The sequence below is a fragment of the Lacticaseibacillus absianus genome (genome assembly GCF_013407595.1).
GTDB classification, from domain to species: Bacteria; Bacillota; Bacilli; order Lactobacillales; family Lactobacillaceae; genus Lacticaseibacillus; species Lacticaseibacillus absianus.
The window spans coordinates 157047-176730 of record NZ_JABEKX010000003.1 but is presented as its reverse complement, the minus strand read 5'-3'; the positions used below and the strand labels follow the sequence as shown (position 1 = coordinate 176730).

The following is a 19684-nucleotide window of genomic DNA, read 5'->3' as shown; positions in this document are numbered from 1 at the left end:
CGCGCACACCAGGCCCGTTAAGACGCGAAAAGGGGGTGTGACATCACCTCTGGTGGCACGACTATTCCAGAACGTGACGTGCCATAACGCAACGCCCTTGCCGTATAAGAGCGATCCCCTGCAAAACCTAAGTGCGGGTTTTGCAGAGGATCGCTCTTATAACTCTGGGCTAAAACCGCGTTATGGCACAGCCCCTAAACAAGCGCTCAGTGTTGCTTCTCGACAATGACCAGATCCTTCACCCGCACTTTGCGGTGCAGGTCGGCTTCGATCTGGTTCTTGGCGGCGTGGTTGACCTTCAGCGCGGGCTTATCCGCGGCAGTGAACAGCTTCTCGATGACAAAATCGATCTCGTCGTCCTTGATGTTGCGGGTGTCGTGTGTCATCACCAGCTCATCCTTCTCGAACCCCTCGATGAAATACACGTGGACCGAGCCCAGCGTGTAGAGGCGAAAGGCCTTGACGGTGCTCTGCCCGTAAAGGTAGCGCATCGTGTACGGCAGCATCTTGTGCAGACTCGCGTTCAAGCGGATCGGGTTTTCAATCAACTTCATCAAGCATCAGCTCCTTTTCTTGATTTTACCACACTCAAGGCCAGGGCCGAAGCGGCGAAGCACACGCCGATCAGCGTGAAGGTCAGCGTGAAGCCGAAGCGGTCGATCCCCCACCCGACCAGCGGGAAAAGCCCGATCATCACGACCGAATACAGCAGCGAGGCGACCGACAGCAGCGTCGCGCGCTGGGCGCTGGGGATCGCCGCGTTGTAGTAGACTGTGAACACCGGTGGTAGGAGGGCCCCCAGCGCGTAGACTGCGAGGTACACCCCGGCCAGGACCGGGCTGGTGCCCCACGCCGTCAGCAGCAGGCACGCCGCCATCACGCTGAGCAGCCCCACCGCGACACGCCGCCGCGGCCAGGTCGCCACGCGTGCCGACCCTTGGATCACACCGATCGCGGTCAAAGACGCGGCCAGGAGCAGTGCGGTGATCACGACGCCTGAAAAGTGGCGCCGCACCATCACGTCTTGAAAATAATAGTAATACGTCGAGCTGACCGCTGAGAACACCGCATCGTAAGCCATCAGGCGCCGCAAGTGCCGGTCGTGGCGCAGCACCTGAGTGGCGGTGCGCACGATCCGGCCGATCGTCTGGTGCTCACTGATCCGGTGGGCCACCGGCTCCTGCAGGGCCAGGCACGCGCCGAGCGCGAGCACCGCCAGACCACAGGCGATCACATACGTCCACTCGAAGTGCCAGTGTACCATCGCGCCCCCCAGCAGCAGCCCGCTGCTGGCGGCCAGCTCGATCACCGTGTTCAACCGGCTCGTCACCCGCGGCCAGCGTCCGGTCTCGCCCGTCTGCTTCAGCGATTCGTACAGCAACGCCTCCAGCGTACCGGACTGCAGGTTATACGACCACGCCGACAGCACGAAGCTCACCGCGAACCACCAGAACCCCCCGGTCGCCAGCATCATCGCGCTGGCGGCCAAGGCGGCCAGCCGGCTCAACGCCAGCATCCGGCGGTAGGTGAACCGGTCGGCCAAGACGCCGGACGGGACCTCGAAGCCGAAGCTCGCGACATGAAAAATACTCTCACACAGTCCGATCTGCATGAGACTCAGGCCCCGCTGGCCAAGGTAGATCACCCACAGCTGGGTGATGCCGAAGAACGCAAGAAAACTGTACGCGTACGCGGCTGTCAGTTGACGCTTCAGTTGCATGAAACTCCGATCTGGCCACTTGGCCGAACACGACCGATCCGGTCAAGTCACACCCTGGCCCGCTCGACCGCGTGGCGGGCCACTGCCACCGACAGCGTCGGGTGCGCTTCGCGCAAAGCGGCCACAGTCGCTAGCGGCCCCTGCCCCGCCGCCAGCAGGGCGCTGGCCTCCGGGACCAGCGTCTCCGGGACCGCGGCCTGCCCGCGCCGGTGCACCCAGCGCGACACGCCGATCAGCCCGCCGAGCACCAAGAGCACACCGGTCGTCAGCCACGCGTTGCCGTCGCCGGTGCGCCAGGCGCGCAGCCAGTCCAGCCCCACGGTCACCCCGAGCAGCGCGATGCTCCACCGCGCCGCTTGCCGACTCAGCGCCTGCCGGCTGTGCAACTGGGCAACCGTGGTCGCCAGCAGTACCCACCCAGCCAAAGCGGCTAGCCCGACAAGCACGCTCACCCCGATTAGCCATAACCCATCCATAGACTGGCCCCCTATAACCCCGTTGCGAATTGCCACAGAATCCACAGCCAATACACACTGCCGCCGATCATCACCAACCCGATCAGCGTCTGCAAGACCCGCGTGAACTTGGCCACCGGGGCCTTTTTGGCCGACAGCAATAACGTGATCCCGACACCCATCAGGATCAGCGCCAACAGGGCTGCAGGAACGATCACACCCGTCATCTCAACACCTCCATCTACAGGCATTATCGCATATTCTGCCGGTCACGGGGAGCCCCTGGGGATAAGTCGGGGTTATCCCCCGCCCCACTGGGGACCGTGGGGACAACCCCGCGGCCGGCGCAGTCAGCCAAGTGGCCAATGTGGATAAGTCTCGGCGCGTGGACGGCGCGCGCCACTTGTGCTAAGCTAAGCGCATTCTCGCATAGGAGGCGATGGCCATGGCTTGGCCAGTCTTGAGCGGCGTGGCCGTGATCGCGCTGGGCGTCCTCGGCTTGTGGTGGCACAACCAGCAGGCGATCATCGACTTACAGCTGACGACGCACAAAATGATGCTGCCGCGCCAGATCCGCGGGGCGCGCCGTACCTACACCCGGGGCTTGATCCGCGAAGCCACCGGTCCGCGGCGCATTCGCGCCATCGCGGTCACAGTCGGCGTGGTGGCGGGCCTCACCGGTGCCGGGGCGCTCGCGCTGTGGGCCGACGCCCGCGGCTGGGTCGTCTTACCGACACCGGTCACCGTTGACCTGAGCGATCCGACCCCTTGGATCGCCGGGCTAGCGCTGGTCGCCGTCCTGGCCACCCTGGCGTGGGCAGGCCTGACCGCCTGGCTCACCCACTGGCTGACCGGTGTGCAACGCGCGGCCGACGCCGCCCATGCCGGCGGCCCAAGCGACCTCTACTGGACCCCTGCGGACCGCCTAACCCGCGACCTCCGGCTACGCCTCACCGGATTAGCCCTTGCGGCGGTGTTGGCGACTGGCGTGGGGCTCAGCATCGGCGGCGATCCCACCCTTAGCGACGACGTCTGGTCGCCGCGCATGGGCACCGAGCCCACGACGGTGCAGCCAGCTAGCGGCCGCACGTCGAGCAGCGCCACCCGTAGCGCCTCAAGTGCAGCGACAACGGCCAGCGCAGACGCGGCTAGCGACCAGTCGACCCAGACCCCGACTGAGATGACCCCAGCGGCCGCCGCGCTGACCCGTGCGACGCCTGCCAGTACGAAGCACCTAGCGCGCGGCGACGCAGCCACGCTGGCCCAGATGGCCTACTGGGCACTGACCGACGGTACCCTGCCCGCCCAGATGGCCCGCGTCACCCGCGAGTACTACTGCCACCAGTACGGCCGCGACCTGACGGTGTACTGGACGACCGCCGGTGACGCCGGCGAAGTCTTCACTTTTTATACCTGGACCAAGGGTGATCAAGTCGCCTTCTACGCGACTGGCCACGTGCGGGTCGCGACGACGGCCGACGCGCTGGCGACTTTTGCCATCGCGACCAGCACGGACGGCCTGACTCACACGCCAACAGCCACCCCGCTGGCACGTCTCGACCTGCGTCGGCTGGTCACCGCCTACCACGCGACCACCAGCGGCAAGGCCGGTGCCCCGTTTCGCGCAGTCAAGGCCGCACTGATGTGGTACGCCCCGCGGCCGGGGCTGTGAGCGTGGCCCTCGTCTCAAGCCCCAACAAGCGGCGCGATCAGTCTGATCGCGTCTTTTTGCGCGCCTAGTCAGGCGTGACGCGGCCGCAGCTGATCGGTCAGAGGCCGCCCAGAGTCTTCGCCACGACGCCATCATGATCGCGCGCAGCTAAGCGTTATCAACACAGGATCTCCCCCCTGCCTTTCTCAGGCTAGTGCATAGTGTGGCTACTTTTAACCATTTTTTTGTTGATGCATTTATAAGTAAGTAAATATATAATGTGTGAAACCGTTAAATTGGGGTGAGTAAATGGTTAGATTTTGGGTGAACAAAACACGCAAGTCGGCCGTCTGGATCTCGGTGCTTGCGATCCTGGTGGCCGCGGTCCTCTTGCTGAACTTCAGGGCAGTTCAGACGCAGGAGGCCACGATCACGCGCTGGAACCAGGCCATTGCGGGTGATGCGGCCCGGATCGGCCAGACGATCGAGAACCTGCGGGCGCTCAACAAGGCGATGCCCACCAAGGCCAATCAGCGCGCACTCGATCAAGTCTTTGCGATCAGCGACGGCCTAGATGCGCAATCGGCCAGCCTGGACAAGCTCAACGGCGAGACGTACATGAAGGCGGTCATCGAGACCTACCGCGCAAGTGGCGTGTATCAGCGGTCCGCCGGTGTCTGGCTCCTGGCTGAACCCCAGGCGATGCTCAAGCCCAAGGTCGCGATCTATCAGCAAAAAGTGCGCCGCCACGAGCTGCTGGAGCCCCTCGACGCGAGCACGCTCTTTCCGAACAATCTGCTGATGGTCTTGCGCGTCCTGTTTTCGGGCATGGGCGCGCTGGCTGCCACCACGCTTCTGACGCTCGACCTGCTCCTGGACCGGACCCGCCCTGATCGAACCGTCTGGGTCTTGGGCGCGCAGAGGCGCTGGCAACTCGTGCCCTTCCAGCTCATGACCGTCGTTGGGCTGCTGGGTGCCGGGCTGCTGGTGACGGTTGGCACCTGCTGGGCGGCCGGCCACCTGTTCGGGCACCCCTTCCTGATCGGTAGTCTCGGGCGAACGGGCTGGCACGTGCGGTTCGCGGAGGTCCCGCAACCGCTGGTCACGCTCGTGCTCGGTCGCGGTGTGGGCTTTGTCAGTTTTTCGCTCCTATTGGCGAGCCTCCTGCAGCTCGTCTTGTGGCGCGCGTTCCGCCCTTACTTGATGGCGGGGCTACTGGGCGCCGCTGTCGCGGGCTGGACGCTCGTGACGCTGCTGATCACGGCGCTGCAGCAGGCCTGGAATCCCGCCGCGTGGCTGATCACGGTCCCTGGGCTGCCGGTTCTCGGGGTCAGCCTCCTCGTCAGCGCCGGGCTTGCAACGCTGCTCGGCACCCGCTTTGCGCAAGGAAAGGCGGTGTTGTAGATGCAAGCAGTATGGCTCTGGCTACACATCGTGCGCCGCCGGTTCTTCCCCCTGTGGTGGCCCCTGATCCTGACGGTCTTGGCGCTGTTTGGGAGCCTTTGGGTCGCCGAGAAGCAACGCCAGGATTATTTGACCGCTTACCGGGCAGAGATCCAGACCCAGGTCGCGAAGAATCGCCAGTCCCCCGCCCAGGATAAAGATTCGCTCGCCAGAAGACAAAAACTTCAACGCGAGCACACCCTCTCCTTCAGTTCCCCGACGACCTATCTTGCGGCGTACCTCTCAACGCTCAAGGCCTATGGGAAAACGCCCGCCGCGATGCGGTCAGTCGACGACACCGGCCACCCGATCGCTGCCGTCAAGACCCCTGAGGCCGTATTGAGGAATGCCGCGTTCTCGGACCCTAACGTCGGTGAGCTCTACAGTGCGATGACGGAGTTGACCCTGGTTCAACAAAACGCCCTCGTCCCGATGATGCCGGCCCGCCTGCTGGCCAACGAGCACACCGATGAGAGTCAGACGCCCCTGGCGATCCTGGCGCGGTACCAGTCGCTGTCGCGGTTCTACGAGTACGGGTGGTACCAACTGCAAAACCTGGTCGAACAAGATGCGGGGCTGATCCTGATCGCCGTCTTGACGATCGTTTTTTCACTCGGGTTCACGTTCCAGCGGCAGGCCGCGACGAAGCAAAACGTGCTGCTCCAGCTGACCGGCGTGCGTGAGGAACGCAACCTCGTCACCAGCTTCCTGCTCGTCGCCGTGAGTGAGGTCATCGCAGGCCTCGCCGTCCTCGGCGGGTTCATTCTCAGCAGCTACTTGATCAACGGTCCGGGCAGCTTCAACTATCCAATTCAGGAATGGCAGCATAGCTACGCGCTCACGTTCGTGCCGCTGTACCGGATGCTCGGCCGGGAACTGCTCTTGCTCGGCCTGGCGATGCTGCTGCTCACGGCAGTCGTGTTCGCGCTGACGGCTTGCTTCGGGAAGCTCATCGCCGCGATCGGCGGCAGCTTAGTGGTCATGCTGCTTGGTCTGATCGCCCCGACGGCCTGGTGGTCGCCGTTCACTTATTTTCACGTCCACCGGATCGCGGATCGCTACGCCTTGGTCGACGTTCCGATCACCGCCAGCAGTACCCCCACCGTCCCGCAGTCGCTATTGACCGGCTGTCTGGTCCTGCTTGGGTGGACCGTGATCATCCTCGGCGCGGCCGTCATCGTCACATTCTGGCGCGGCAGAAAGGAGCACCAATGACACCTTTGACCATCACAGACTTGACCTTCAGCTTCGGGGCCAAGCAGATCTTCGACCACACGACCGTCGCCCTCGAGCACCCCGGCATCTACGGCCTGGTCGCGCCCAACGGCAGCGGCAAGACCACGCTGCTGCGGCTGATCACCCGCCTGCTACCATACCGGACCGGGGACATTCAGATCATGGGCCAGCCCAACACCCCTCAGCACGTGTTCCAAAACGTGGCCTTCCTGCCCAGCGCCGAAGACCTCGCGCTGAGCCTGACCGGTAAGGACTATGTCGACTTCATCGCATCCAGCCACAAGGTCCCACGCCCGCGGGTCAAGGATGCGCTGACGCAACTAGAAGCGATCACCTATTACAAGAAGCGGATCGGGGACTACTCACTCGGCATGAAGCAGCGTCTGTTGCTGGCCCTGATCCTGATGCAAGACGCCCCGCTGGTCCTGATGGATGAACCGCTGAACGGGCTGGACTTCGATTCCCTGCTGCTGATGCGCAAGCTCCTGCGCCAGATCGACGCGGACGGGCGGACCCTGCTGCTGTCGACCCACAACCTGCCGGAGCTGGCGCAAGTCGGTCGCGACGCGCTCTTCCTTGAGCAGCACGTGCTGACCCCTTACCACTTCAACAGCGGCGATGCGCTCGAGGCGCTGTACCGTGAGCGATTCACGCCGAGTGAGGCCCCAGCCGCCAAGCCGGTCGGCTGACGCCCCCTAAGACCGCGCGTCTCCGGTGATCCGTGACGCGCGGTTTTTGGGGTCCGCACCCACCCATGAGCGCATCTGCCGATCGGTTCAGGATCGGGCTGGCCTTATTGTTCACGGTCGGCCCCACGGTCAAGGCGGCTAGCATCGCCAGTGCCACCCACGTCGAGGGCTATGATCGGGCCTGCGCGCCAATCGCTTGGCATCACCGCTCACCGGTGTTATGCTTAGCCCCACCGACCATTCCCTGACTTGACTGGAGGACCACCCATGACTTATTTTTTCACGCATCCCCAACGCGCCAACGCCATCGGGGCCGCCCTGGTGCTGCTCTGCCTGATCACCGCCTTCTTGATCCCGACTTGGGTCATGCCGATCGTCGACGGCGAAAACACTTTTTATGTCGTGCAACTCATCTTCATGAGGAGCATGACGGCGTTTTTGGTCTGGCTGACAACTTTGGTGGTGGGCGTCAAGTTACTGTTCTTGCGCTCAGATCACCCTCAGCACGATTAGCGGCCCCGGTTCATCTGCGCGGTCGCCTGGGTCATAGAAAAGGGGCTGTGCCATAACGCGGTTTTAGCCCAGAGTATAAGCGCGATCCCCTGAAAAACCCGAGCTTAGGTTTTGCAGGGGATCGCGCTTATACGGCTTGCGCTGCCCGTTCGAACGGAGTGAGTTACAGGCAGACATGCGTTAGAAAGGGCGTTGCGTTATGGCACGTAACGTTCTGGAATAGTCGTGCCACCAGAGGTTATGTTACAACCCGGGTAAACGTCATCGCCGCCGACCGAGGCGGCTTTTTTTGGCCGTTGCGCCGGCCAACTACGCCAAAAACGGCCTCACGCCAGCAACAGGCTGGTATGAGGCCGTCAGACGTTCACCCCGCTGAATGCGGACAGGCCCGGACGCGCGGTATGACCGGTCACCCAGTCGCAGCTTAGGGTCTGGGACTGGTGGTGGCGTGACGCTGAATCGCGCACGCGCGGTGGGGACTTGGCCGATCAGCGGTTGATCGAGCGCGCCATCCGCTGCAGCGCGTGGCGCTCCCCGCGGATCGCCTTGCTCATCGCGTAGAGGTTCTCGAACGGCGACTGCACGCCCCAGGCGGCATCGCCGACGTGCTGGATGTCGACACCGATGATCTTGTTCTTGATCGCGATCTGCTCGATGTAGCTGTGGCCCGAACTCTCCTGGCTGGTGCCGATGGTGCTCATGACCAGCGCGTCGTTGGCGTGCGCCAGGCGCACGATCGCCTTGAGCTCATCTTCGTCCAGCCCTGGCACGGTGCCGACGGCTGGGACCAGGATCACATCCGCCCCGGCGTCGAGGAAGGCCTGCGTCGCCTCGACGCTGACGACCGGCTCGTTAACGCCGGCGCCGTGCATTTTGCCTGCGATCACCAGGCCGGAGAACACGCGCTTGGCGATCTTGATGTTCGCCGCGATCTGCGCGTTGGTCACGCCGGTACCGGGGTTCCCGGTCAGGCAGACGAAGTTGAAGCCTAGGCGTTCGAGCTCGGTCAGCGTCTTCTCGCTGGCCATGCGGCCTTCGGGGATGACCAAACGGGTCTCTGCCATGTCGGCGTTCGGGTCGACAGGCTCAAGGTTGACCCCGATCGGGCGGCCGACGAGCTTCTGCAGGCGGTGGATGCTTTCGCCGTCGTAGTGGGCCTTGGCCGTTGCCCCGGTGTCTTCACCCGGGTACAGGCCGAAGATGATCGGGTTGAGCACATCCAGCCCGTTGAGCAGGATCAGGTCGGCGCCGAACGCCGCGGCGAGCTCACTGGTGGTCAGGCCGTCGCCGACCTCGTGCATCACCACATTTTCGCTCAGGATCACGCGGCCTTCGCTGGCCTTGATGCTCTGCTTCAATTCCGCCCCGTTCATCGCGAGGACTTCACTACTGTTGGCACTGATGAGACGTTTGGTCATGAGAACTCTCCTTTTATTGCGCGTCGGCGGTCAAGTCGCCGGCTTCTTCTAAGACTTGTTGCTTGTTGACAGACATCAGGAACGGCAGGTAGACCAGGACGTCCAAGACGATGTTGATCAGCTGCAGGAGCGAGCCGGTCCAGCTGTTCGTGGCGAGGAAGCCCGACAGCACTGGTGGCATCGTCCAAGGCACGAGCACCCCGGTCGCCAGCGGCACGATCCCGGTCTTCATGGCAAAATACGTGGTGACCGCGTTGATCATCGGGGCGACGATGAACGGGATCAACAGCGTCGTGTTGAGCACGATCGGCAGCCCGAACATGGTCGGCTCGTTGATGTTGAACAAGCCCGGGGTGATGGTCAGCGGCGCGAGGATCTCAAGCTGCTTGCTGGCGCGCCGCATCACGACGAGCAACCCGATCGCGAGCACCAGCCCGAGGGTCGCCCCACCGCCGCCCATGTAGACGAAGTTGTCGATGAAGCCCTGGCTGATGATGTGGCCGCCGTGTTCGAGGTCGAGGTGGCCGGCTTTGAACAGCACCCGGTTGGCGTCGGTGTTCATCAACCACAGCGGGGAGATGACACTGTTGACGACGTTGGCCCCGTGGATTCCGACGAACCAGAACAGGCTGACCAAGGCGATGGAGACCAGCGTGCCGCCGAGGGTGTCAGAGAGGACGCCGAACGGCTTGGCGAAAATGTGCATCAGCAGATCATGGATGTTGCCCAATCCGGTCCAGGTGAACAAGGCGTACACGGCGCCGAACAGGGTGATGACTGCCGCGCCCGGGATCAGCGCGGAGAAGCTCTTCGCCACTGCTGGGGGCACGGTGTCCGGCATCTTGATCTCGATGCCGTGGTTGATGAACCACTGGAACAGCCCACCGGTGATCAGCCCGATGATGATCGCGATGAACAGCCCCTTGGAGCCGAGGTACCCGTAAGGCATCCCCTCAAGCGGCGCCTTGTCGCCACTCATGATGCTCGGGGTGACGACGAAGAAGGCAGCGACGGCGATCACGCCGGCGGACTTGCCGTCGGTGTTGTGCTGTTCGGCGTAGCTCGACGCGATCCCGAAGGCCCCGATCAGGCCCAAGATACCGAAGGAGCCGTTGACGATCTTGTTGAAGATCGCGGCGATGCTGACGCCGTCGATCGCGGTGTTGGCGACCCAGTCGGTCCACGCCGTGATCGGGAAGCTGCCGAGGATCAAGAAGATCGAGCCGATGATGATCAGCGGCATCGCCATCGCGATCCCGTCACGGATGGCGATCAGCGGCTTGAACTGGCCCAAGCGCACCGCGACTGGCATCAGGCGCTTTTCGATGAAGGCGTTGAGGCCAGATTGTTTCTCGTTGTCCATAAAATTCCCTCCTGAATAAGTTCTATTTTATAATCAAATATAAGCCTAGCAGAACAAAGGGAAAAGTTCTGCCGATCACCGGTGAGCTCTTGCTTACAAGCGTAATCATAGTGGGGATCGCGCACCCGGTCAAGCGCTTACAATAATATTTCGCGATTATAATTATTTATAATTGAGAACTAACGTGATACACTGACGCTGGAGGCGATCAGGATGACGATTTCACCGAAACAACTGGCCTTGCGCCAGCAAGTGCTCGACCAGCTCTATGTCCACGGGCCGCTGTCGCGCACCGACATCGTGCACAACACCGGTATCACGCCGGCCACGGTCAGCACCATCACCGGCGCGCTGCTTGAAGACCACTACCTCGACGAGCTCGGCGAGGCCCACACCACCGCGGTGCAAGCCGGCCGCAAGAAGGTGCTGCTACAGATCGCACCCGGCCAGCGCCACTTCGTCGGGGTCGACCTCGGCGCCAAGGGCTTCTACTTCGTGCTCGTCGACCAGCAAGGCCAGGTGCTGGACCGGGTCGCACACCGCTTCTCGCACGTCTTTGACCCCAGCGAATCGACCCCGAGCACCCTCGTGACGGCGCTCGGCGCGTTCCTGGCCCGCCACCAGGAAGTCCCGATCCAGGCGGTCGGCGTCGCCCTACCCGGCCACTACCTCGCCGCCGCCCAGCAGATCGCCTCGAATCACCCCCACTGGCTGGGCTTCGACCTCGCCCCGGTCAGCCAGGCGTTCGGGCTCCCCACTTACTTCGAGAACAACGCTCACGCGATGGCGTGGACCGAGCGCCTGTTCAGCACGACGCCCCTGGATGACAATTTCATTTTTCTTCACGTCGCCCGCGGGATCTTCTGCTCGACGGTGCACGACGGCGCGCTCTACGGCCGCCAGAACCCACTGGTCGGCGAGATCGCGCACACCGTCGTCAACCCGGAAGGCACACTATGCGAATGCGGCCGCCACGGCTGCCTGTGCACCTACGCAAGCGAGAACGACATCATCGCCAAGGCCCGCCTACTGTACGAGACCGCCCCGCGCACCTACCTGCGCCAGCTCGTCAGCGACCCGGCCCAGATCACCTTCACCACCGTGTTGCAAGCCTACGACCTCGGAGACGACGGCGTGATCAACACGCTGAACGTCGCCATCAAGTACCTCGCCGCGGAGCTGAACAACCTGACGCTGATGATCGACGCCCGCCGCCTGATCCTGCACGGGCGCATCTTCGACCGGCCCGCCTTGTTCGAGCGGCTGCAACAGTACCTCAACGACAACCAGTTCCAGTTCACCTCGGTCACGCCTAAGCGCCTGACGGTCAAGCCCTTCACCGAGTTCGACGGCGCGATCGGCGGTGCTGGGCTGGCGATCGGCCAGGAGCTGCTGGGAATGGCGTGATCGGCGCCCGCCCCGCTCGGCCCAGGCCGTCCACGCCCCAATGCGCCTGCGAGCGGGGGGCCACCCGTCACCTGGGTCAAGCCAGCCGCATCAATCCGGCCCCGTGAAGCCCCTAAGTTTGGGGTGGCCACGGGGCCGTGCCTAGGCGCTAGTCGCATACCGTCAAAAAAATGCGGCCACCACTGTTGAGCCTGTGGTGGCCGCATTGTCATACTGTGATCGTGGTTTACATCATCCCGCCCATGCCAGGTGCGCCGGCCCCTGGCATCGGCGCGTCGGCCTTGTCGTCTGGCTTGTCAGCCACAACGGCTTCGGTCGTCAGGATCAAGGCGGAGACGGAGGCGGCGTTCTGCAGTGCGGAACGGGTCACCTTGGTCGGGTCGATGATCCCCGCTTGGGCCATGTCTTCCCAGACGCCGGTCGCCGCGTTGTAGCCGAAGCCGGTGTCTTCGTGCTTCATGCGCTCAACGATGACAGAACCTTCCAGCCCGGCGTTCTCGGCGATCTGGCGAACGGGTTCTTCCAGCGCGCGCAGCACGATGTTGATCCCGGTCTGAACGTCGCCGTCTTCTTGGAGTGCGGCAACGGCCTTCTGGGCGTTGACCAGGGCCACGCCACCACCAGCAACGAAGCCTTCTTCAACGGCCGCACGGGTCGCGTTCAAGGCGTCTTCGATGCGGTACTTGCGCTCCTTGAGCTCAGTCTCGGTCGCCGCGCCGACCTTGATCACCGCCACGCCACCGGCCAGCTTGGCCAGGCGTTCCTGCAGCTTTTCCTTATCAAAATCGCTGGTCGTGTCTTCGATCTGCTTCTTGATCGTGGCCACACGCTCTGCGATCGCGTCGGACGAGCCGGCGCCTTCCACGATGGTCGTGTTGTCCTTGGTGATCGTGACCTTGCCGGCCTGGCCGAGCTGCTCGAGCTTGGTGTCCTTGAGGTCGAGGCCGAGGTCAGACGTGATCACGGTCCCGCCGGTCAGCGTCGCGATGTCTTCCAGCTGCGCCTTGCGCCGGTCGCCGAAGCCTGGGGCCTTGACCGCGACCACGTTGAAGGTCCCGCGGATCTTGTTCAAGACGAGGGTCGGCAGCGCTTCGCCGTCGACGTCATCGGCAATGATCAAGAGGGCCTTACCTTGCTGCACGATCTCTTGCAACAGCGGCAGAACGTCTTGGATGTTGGAGATCTTCTTGTCGGTGATCAGGATGTACGGGTTGTCGAGGTCCGCTTCCATCTTGTCGTTGTCGGTCACCATGTACTGGGACAGGTAGCCGCGGTCGAACTGCATCCCTTCAACGACGGAGAGCTCGGTCTGGATCCCCTTGGACTCTTCGATCGTGATGACGCCGTCGTGGCCGACCTTTTCCATCGCGTCGGCGATCAGGTCGCCGACTTCAGGGTCTGCGGAGGACACAGATGCGACCTGCGCGATCTCTTTTTTGCCAGAAACGGTGTGGGAGATCTTGTGCAGTTCGTCAACGGCCGCCTTGGTCGCCTGCTCGATCCCGCGACGGATACCGACAGGGTTCGCGCCGGCCGTCACGTTCTTCATGCCTTCACGGATGATGGACTGGGCCAGGACCGTCGCGGTGGTCGTCCCATCGCCGGCGATGTCGTTGGTCTTGGTCGCGACTTCGGCGACGAGCTTGGCCCCCATGTTCTCGTAGTGGTCTTCCAGCTCGATGCTCTTGGCGATGGTCACCCCATCGTTCGTGATCTCAGGGGAGCCGTATGCCTTGTCCAAAACGACGTTGCGGCCTTTCGGGCCAAGGGTCGTCTTCACGGTGTTCGCTAACTTGTCGACACCAGCCAGCATTGCGTGGCGTGCGTCTTCACCAAACTTGATATCTTTTGCCATGTGTATCGTTCACCTCATATAATAGATTTGGTTGTTGACCGGGTTACTCAGCGATCGCCATCAAGTCCTTCTCGTGCAGGACCAGATACTTCTCGCCGTCATACTTCACTTCGGAACCGGCATACTTGTCGTAGACCACGACGTCGCCAACTTTGACCGTCATCGGCAGCAGCTGGCCTTCTGGGGTGCGCGCACCGGCGCCGACAGCGACGACCTTACCGGATTGTGGCTTCTCCTTGGCGTTGTTCGCCAGCACGATGCCCCCGATGGTCTCTTCCTGCTCTTCAACGACCTGCACGATCACGCGGTCTCCTAATGGTTTTAACAAGACAATCCCTCCATACATGAAATTGATTAGGCTTAGCACTCTTGATGATTAAGTGCTAACTACACTAGATACTATAACCAGTTGCGGATCAAAATGCAACCCCCGACCCCCTCAAAGGCCGGGAAAAGTCGCCCGGGTGCTTAAGAGAGGGTTAAATTCGCCCGTTGCGCCCCGCCAAGCCAGTCGGACCAGTACAATGAAACCAGAATCAAGAAACGAGGTCTTCTTATGGACAGTCGCTCCGCCCGCAACCGTATGCGCCATCCCCTGCTCAAGCTGATCGTGCTGATCATCACCACGGCGATGGTCGCCGGGGGGCTCTACGCCTTGCGCCTCTACAGCCAAGCCAAATACGCCATCGACTCGACCTACGCCGGGCTCGGCGACAACGATAAGAACGTCAACACCACCATCCGCAACAAGCAGCCGTTCGCGGCCCTGTTGCTGGGCGTGGACTCTGGCGCGTTCGGGCGTACCGAACAGGGCCGCTCCGACACCATGATCATCGCGGTGGTCAACCCCGCCAAGAAGAAGACCACCCTCGTCAGCGTGCCGCGCGACACCGTGGCCAAGATGATCGGCACCGAGAAGTTCAATATGCAAAAGATCAACGCGGCCTACGAGATCGGCGGCTCCAAGATGGCGGTCGCAACGGCCGGTGCGCTCGTCAACGTGCCGATCAAGTACTACCTGACCGTCAACATGGCCGCGATGCAGAAGATCGTGGACGCGGTCGGCGGCATCGACGTCGACGTCCCGTTCACCTTCACCAGTAAATACACCGGCGGCCAGACCTTCACCAAGGGCAAGATGCACCTCAACGGCGCCCTCGCCCTCGCTTACTCGCGCATGCGCCACGAGGACCCCCAAGGGGACTACGGCCGCCAGCAGCGCCAGCAGCAGGTGATCAAGGCGGTCATGAAAAAAGCGGTCTCGATGGACGCCCTCAAGAACTTCAGCCAGCTACTCAAGACCATCTCCGGCAACATGCGCACCAACCTCAGCTTCGACGACATGATGAGCCTCGTCCAGAACTATCGCGGCGCGGCCAAGACCATGACCACCGACCACGTCCAGGGCCACGATGCCTGGGTCTACCCGGGGCCGTCGTCCTACCAGATCCCGTCCAACGCCGAGCTTCAGCGCGTCTCCGATAAGCTGCGCGTCGCCTTGGGCCTCGAGAAGACTCAGCTGACGAACCAGAATATCCGCGAGAACAACGCCAACACCGGCTTCAACTGGGATAACGCCGCGGCCCAGACCTACACGATCTACAACCCGGACCTGTGACCCCGTGCGAAGCCGGGCCGCAGCGGCTCTAGGCCCTGACCCAAACGTGCTTCAGCGCGGGCCAACCCCAAAACAGGGGGTTGTGACATAACCTCTGGTGGCACGACTATTCCATAACGTTACGTGCCATAACGCAACGCCCTTTCTAACGCATGTCTGCCTGTAACTCACTGCGTTCGAACGGGCAGCGCAAGCCGTATAAGAGCGCTCCCCTGCAAAACCTAAGTTCGGGTTTTGCAGGGGAGCACTCTTATACTCTGGGCTAAAACCGCGTTATGGCACAGCCCCCTGTTTTGGTCTACGGGCGGGCGATCAGCTTCACGGGCACTTCGAAGGACGCACACGCGCGCATCACGGCCTAGGCCTGCTGCGCCGCCTGCACGACCACTGACCCGGTGTCAACGCTAGTCTTAATGCGATCGGTGTTGGCCAAAATTGAGCCGGCCCCGAGGGTATTCGTCTGTTAGGCGGCTTTTCGTAGCGGCCTTTTTTAGATGAAGTAATATGAGTATTTACACATCCGAATGGAGGGAAAGAAAATGATTAAGCGACTTTGGTTCATCCTACCTTTAGCTTTGATGGGATCGGCAATGGGGACAACGTCAAATGTCTCTGCAGCGACTGACGCGATCATCCCAATTTCTGACGACAATAACCTCCCAGAGATCGGTACGCAAGATGGCGATGTGACCTCAAATCCCTACTTCACCCCACCCGTTAAAGACGCCACGGGCACCCACTCAACATTCACTACCGTATCTTCGCATACGACAAAGCACAAATTCCTAAAGGCTATTTCTGGATATGCTAAAGGGCCCGCCACCGTCAGCTTCGGAAAGGGGGAATCTTTCTCAGGCTCCGCGTCTGCCTCATACGGCGCTGGATCAGCAAGTTTTAATTTTTCCGGCACCACGACCATCACGTACAGCTTTCCAGTTCCTTCGGGTCGGCTTGGCGCTGTGGGCTACTACGCCGACGTCAAGGCAACTCGTTTCCTCGTCAAACCCGACCGCAATATGAACAACGCCCTTCTGTCGACCTCCTATGCCAGTAATGTCGTCCTCAGCGATCAGTACGACGGACTTCGTCTCAAATGAAAAAGTCTAAGCTGGTTCCCATTAGCAAAATTGTTGCCGCGTTGCTCATCGGCATCGGGATCGGGGGCCTCGGCACAAAGCTCGCCGAGCAATCTAAGTCAACCGCCCCTTCAGCGTATGAGATCGTCAAAGGCCCCACCCGCGACCGAAAGATCAGATACACGCCAAAGACTGGCATCTCGTACGCGTTCGACAATCCGGCCCAGAAGCTGAGCGTCATTGTCCGGCACAACAACGTCTATGAATTATTGGTGCTCACCTCGCCCTCGCAGCCCTGAGGGCCCCTAATGAAGGCGGTCGGCCACACGATGTCTGGCGCTTGGGCCAATTTAACCCCGCTTCGACTCGCGAATGATCACCAAGCGCCCCAACCCGTGTTGAGGCGTTTTTGAACGGTCCGCCTGTCATCGCCAAGTGTGCGCGTGGCTCAAAGCCCGGCGCGCTGTCGCTCAGTCCAACGAAACGGCCTCACGCCGGACGAATACTGGCGTGAGGCCGTTACACTGCGACTCAAAAGCGCGCATGGCCACCCAACTACTGGACCGTCGCAATTTGTGCGGCGTACTTGGCGCGTACCGCCGCATAAATGCGCGCGTCTCGCTCGGCGTTCTCTAGAATCTCACGCCGATCGCCTGACTGGTCTTCGCGCGTTGCCGCGGCGCGCGCACGGACGGATTCAAGCACCTGGTCGGCGTGCTTAGTGCCACTGCTGTCCAACGCCACTTTGCCCGTGTTCATGCCTTGGACGAGGTACCAGCCATCATGCGCCGAGTACGTCAGAAAAAGTAGATATTTCGCGCCGACATCCATCAACGTATAGCCTGCGATGTGGTAGGTCACATCCTGCTTGGCGTTATAGGCCTCGTTCTCCAGAATATTGAACGTCTCCCCCGCCCGAAGTTGCGTCCCGCGGATCACCCGATCGACCACAAAGTCCGAGTGCGTATAGGCAATGTCGATGCCCCCTTCAGCCCCGTAGTTGACGGTCGGCTCATGTTGCACCGTTTTAGTGGCGATCACGATTGACTGCGCGGTCTTCTCTAAGTCGCTCACGGATTCAACCGCAGGTGTTTTGGCGTCCAAGAACAGGTCTGGACCAGACTGGCGATCTTTCACGCCGCCACTATGCGGCGTTACTGACAGCGGCGCGGGCTTGGCGCCCCGGTCGTCACGATAAAGTCCGAGACTCGCCGCCGCGACCACCGCGATCGCCAAGCCCGCGAGCCACCATTGTTGGGCCTTGGTCATATTGTCGTCCCCCTTACCGATCCCTCATTCGCTCATCCAAACTTGGGCTAATCATAACACCTGCCAGGTGGAATTGAAAACGATTGACTCACAGGACCAATTTTTAGTTCAAACATGTCCGGCCTTGCGTATCAGGTGGACAGAATCGGCTCTATTAAACCGTAAGAGACGGTTAAAGCGTGCTAGGATTAAGCCGTACCGATTCAGGATTTTATTGATATCGCCGTCCCTTTTTAGCTCATAATATAACCAATTCGCATTAGCGAGCGCGCCGGTCCTGACCAGCGCCACGCCCCCAGCCGCGCATCGCCGGTATCGGGGCTGCGCGCGGTGGTATAATGACTCAAAACGAGACTGGAGTCACGCCAATGTCCGCACTCACGATCACACCCGTCACCCCCGATAACGTCCGCGCAGTCATCGCGCTGCAAGTCGCGCCCGACCAGCTGGCCTTCATCGAGCCGAACGCACAGTCGCTCGCCGAAGTCCGCACCGATCCGCAATTCGACTGGCACCCCTTCGCCCTAGTTCGCGACGGGGTGGCGGTCGGCTTTGCGATGGTCGGCGCCTATAACGCTGCCCAAGGCTACATCTGGCTGGACCGGTTCATGATCGACGCCGCCTTACAGCACCAAGGGCTCGGTGGCCAGTTCCTACCGCTGATCTGTGCGCAGATCACCCACCAGTGGGCCGTCCGAGACATCGTGCTCAGCTACGCGCCGACCAACCGCGTCGCCGCGCAGTTTTACGCCAAGCACGGCTTCGAGGTCGTCCAAGGCATGACGGACGGTGACGACACCATGGCGGTGCTGCACGTCCGCGCGTGACCGCCACCCGTGACCCGCGCCAGCCGCGCGGATCTGATATCAGTCGACCTTCATCCTCGCATCTGCCCCGGTCAACTCGCTACAATAAGAACAGCGACCGACCCACACACTTTGGAGGTGACCAGATGACTTGGACGATGACGAACTGTCCCGACCCCTTGATCCCGGTACGCCAGCTGGTACGCAAAAAAGCGATCGAGCTGGCCAACCAAATGATGGCCGATAACGTCCCGGAACACTTGGCGTTGATGATGGCCCTACGCGAAGCTCACCAGTGGTACCGCGCCGCGAGCACCGAGAGCCGCGCGGCCTACGCGCGGGCGTGAGCCACATCGCCGCCTGCTGGGCAACACAAAAGCCGCCTCCCATTCGGAGGCGGCTTTTGCGTGCCCGCGCTTACTCAGCGTCGTCGCTCTCTTGCAGCGTCGGGCCGTAGTGGTCGAGGAAGTAGATCAGCGTCTGTAACTCCGTCGCGAGGTCCACGTTCTGGACCCGGACGTAGCTCGGCACGGAGATGCGGATCGGCGTGAAGTTCATGATGCCCTTGATGCCGGCAGCGACGAGCTCGTCGGTCAGCGACTGTGCAGCGTCGGTCGGGACGGTCAGGATCACGATCTCGATCTGCTGCTGCCGGATCTGGTTGGCCAGCTCTTCCATCGGGTAGACCGGCACCCCGCTTTGGATCGTGCCGGCGATCTCCGGGTTCACGTCGAAGCCCGCGGAGATGCGGATGTTGTTGGCCTGCCGGAAGTTGTAGTTCAACAGCGCGTGACCGAGGTTCCCGACCCCGACCAGCGCAACGTTGGTCAGGCGGTCCTGGTTCAGGATCTTCTTGAAGAACTTGATCAGGTCCATCACATCGTAGCCATAGCCGCGCTTGCCGAGCGCGCCGAAGTACGAGAAGTCGCGGCGGATCGTGGCAGAATCCACCTTGACCGCCTCGGAGAGTTCCGTCGAACTGATCTTGGTCGTGCCGGAATTGGCCAGGAAGTTCAGGTACCGGTAATACAACGGCAGGCGCTTGGCCGTTGCCTTCGGGATGATCGTTTCAGCCATGATGTTCCTCCTCTGGGTGCGCACTGGGCGCACGGCTTGTCATGCCGCTTTGTGAAAAGCACGGCATACTATCAAATTTATAGTAACC

The 19684-nt window shown here is 61.8% G+C and carries 21 protein-coding genes; 11 read left to right on the top strand and 10 right to left on the bottom strand.

Annotated elements, in window-relative coordinates; translation table 11 throughout:
- Positions 1-206 precede the first annotated feature (206 nt).
- From HII33_RS11485 to HII33_RS11470, 4 genes are read right to left on the bottom strand one after another with little or no spacing between them, the layout of a single operon-like run.
- Positions 207-554, bottom strand: coding sequence for a DUF1827 family protein (locus tag HII33_RS11485; RefSeq protein WP_179395950.1), 348 nt, complete (start codon positions 552-554; stop codon positions 207-209).
- Positions 554-1720 (bottom strand): MFS transporter, encoded by a 1167-nt coding sequence (locus HII33_RS11480; RefSeq protein WP_179395949.1) that lies wholly within the window; start codon positions 1718-1720, stop codon positions 554-556. Before HII33_RS11480 ends, HII33_RS11485 begins: the two co-directional genes overlap by 1 nt.
- A gap of 47 nt (positions 1721-1767) precedes the next feature.
- Positions 1768-2196, bottom strand: a complete 429-nt coding sequence (locus tag HII33_RS11475; RefSeq protein ID WP_179395948.1) for a hypothetical protein — start codon at positions 2194-2196, stop codon at positions 1768-1770.
- Positions 2197-2207: 11 nt separating this feature from the next.
- Positions 2208-2402, bottom strand: coding sequence for a hypothetical protein (locus tag HII33_RS11470; protein WP_179395947.1), 195 nt, complete (start codon positions 2400-2402; stop codon positions 2208-2210).
- A gap of 218 nt (positions 2403-2620) precedes the next feature.
- On the opposite strand from HII33_RS11470, the gene HII33_RS11465 reads away from it, so the two are divergent.
- The 5 genes from HII33_RS11465 to HII33_RS11445 all read left to right on the top strand — a co-directional run bounded on the left by HII33_RS11465 (position 2621) and on the right by HII33_RS11445 (position 7707).
- Complete coding sequence (locus HII33_RS11465; RefSeq protein WP_179395946.1) at positions 2621-3847, top strand: hypothetical protein; 1227 nt, start codon at positions 2621-2623, stop codon at positions 3845-3847.
- Between the two features lie 288 nt (positions 3848-4135).
- A complete protein-coding gene (locus HII33_RS11460; protein ID WP_179395945.1) occupies positions 4136-5230 on the top strand; it encodes a hypothetical protein in 1095 nt (364 codons plus the stop codon).
- Entirely contained in the window at positions 5231-6484 is a 1254-nt protein-coding gene (locus tag HII33_RS11455) for a hypothetical protein (RefSeq protein ID WP_179395944.1), read from the top strand. It begins immediately after the preceding gene.
- The gene (locus tag HII33_RS11450; RefSeq protein WP_179395943.1) at positions 6481-7194 is read left to right on the top strand and encodes an ATP-binding cassette domain-containing protein; all 714 of its coding nucleotides are present in this window, start codon (positions 6481-6483) and stop codon (positions 7192-7194) included. Before HII33_RS11455 ends, HII33_RS11450 begins: the two co-directional genes overlap by 4 nt.
- A 267-nt stretch (positions 7195-7461) precedes the next feature.
- A complete protein-coding gene (locus HII33_RS11445; RefSeq protein ID WP_179395942.1) occupies positions 7462-7707 on the top strand; it encodes a hypothetical protein in 246 nt (81 codons plus the stop codon).
- 488 nt (positions 7708-8195) lie between these two features.
- On the opposite strand, the gene HII33_RS11440 is transcribed toward HII33_RS11445, so the two are convergent.
- Positions 8196-9125: a DUF7916 family protein gene (locus HII33_RS11440; RefSeq protein WP_179395941.1), complete on the bottom strand. Its 930-nt coding sequence runs from the start codon at positions 9123-9125 to the stop codon at positions 8196-8198.
- A gap of 13 nt (positions 9126-9138) precedes the next feature.
- The gene (locus tag HII33_RS11435) at positions 9139-10488 is read right to left on the bottom strand and encodes a PTS sugar transporter subunit IIC (protein WP_179395940.1); all 1350 of its coding nucleotides are present in this window, start codon (positions 10486-10488) and stop codon (positions 9139-9141) included.
- 213 nt (positions 10489-10701) lie between these two features.
- On the opposite strand from HII33_RS11435, the gene HII33_RS11430 reads away from it, so the two are divergent.
- Positions 10702-11895 carry an ROK family transcriptional regulator gene (locus tag HII33_RS11430; RefSeq protein WP_179395939.1) on the top strand — a complete coding sequence of 398 codons (1194 nt, stop codon included), beginning with the start codon at positions 10702-10704 and terminating at the stop codon, positions 11893-11895.
- Between the two features lie 226 nt (positions 11896-12121).
- On the opposite strand, the gene groL is transcribed toward HII33_RS11430, so the two are convergent.
- On the bottom strand, positions 12122-13750 hold the full coding sequence (gene groL / locus HII33_RS11425) for a chaperonin GroEL (protein ID WP_179395938.1): 1629 nt from the start codon (positions 13748-13750) through the stop codon (positions 12122-12124).
- Between the two features lie 43 nt (positions 13751-13793).
- Positions 13794-14078: a co-chaperone GroES gene (groES, locus tag HII33_RS11420; protein ID WP_179395937.1), complete on the bottom strand. Its 285-nt coding sequence runs from the start codon at positions 14076-14078 to the stop codon at positions 13794-13796.
- 228 nt (positions 14079-14306) lie between these two features.
- On the opposite strand from groES, the gene HII33_RS11415 reads away from it, so the two are divergent.
- The 3 genes from HII33_RS11415 to HII33_RS11405 all read left to right on the top strand — a co-directional run bounded on the left by HII33_RS11415 (position 14307) and on the right by HII33_RS11405 (position 16743).
- A complete protein-coding gene (locus HII33_RS11415) occupies positions 14307-15368 on the top strand; it encodes an LCP family glycopolymer transferase (protein ID WP_179395936.1) in 1062 nt (353 codons plus the stop codon).
- Between the two features lie 539 nt (positions 15369-15907).
- Positions 15908-16465 carry a hypothetical protein gene (locus tag HII33_RS11410; protein WP_179395935.1) on the top strand — a complete coding sequence of 186 codons (558 nt, stop codon included), beginning with the start codon at positions 15908-15910 and terminating at the stop codon, positions 16463-16465.
- Positions 16462-16743: a hypothetical protein gene (locus HII33_RS11405; protein ID WP_179395934.1), complete on the top strand. Its 282-nt coding sequence runs from the start codon at positions 16462-16464 to the stop codon at positions 16741-16743. Before HII33_RS11410 ends, HII33_RS11405 begins: the two co-directional genes overlap by 4 nt.
- Before the next feature lie 256 nt (positions 16744-16999).
- Here the strand turns inward: HII33_RS11405 and HII33_RS11400 are convergent, their stop codons facing one another.
- On the bottom strand, positions 17000-17713 hold the full coding sequence (locus HII33_RS11400; protein ID WP_179395933.1) for a hypothetical protein: 714 nt from the start codon (positions 17711-17713) through the stop codon (positions 17000-17002).
- Positions 17714-18081: 368 nt separating this feature from the next.
- On the opposite strand from HII33_RS11400, the gene HII33_RS11395 reads away from it, so the two are divergent.
- Both HII33_RS11395 and HII33_RS11390 read left to right on the top strand, forming a co-directional pair.
- On the top strand, positions 18082-18540 hold the full coding sequence (locus HII33_RS11395) for a GNAT family N-acetyltransferase (protein WP_179395932.1): 459 nt from the start codon (positions 18082-18084) through the stop codon (positions 18538-18540).
- A 125-nt stretch (positions 18541-18665) separates the two neighbouring features.
- Complete coding sequence (locus tag HII33_RS11390) at positions 18666-18866, top strand: DUF2188 domain-containing protein (protein ID WP_179395931.1); 201 nt, start codon at positions 18666-18668, stop codon at positions 18864-18866.
- Between the two features lie 70 nt (positions 18867-18936).
- On the opposite strand, the gene HII33_RS11385 is transcribed toward HII33_RS11390, so the two are convergent.
- Positions 18937-19596, bottom strand: a complete 660-nt coding sequence (locus tag HII33_RS11385; RefSeq protein ID WP_179395930.1) for a redox-sensing transcriptional repressor Rex — start codon at positions 19594-19596, stop codon at positions 18937-18939.
- Positions 19597-19684 lie beyond the last annotated feature (88 nt).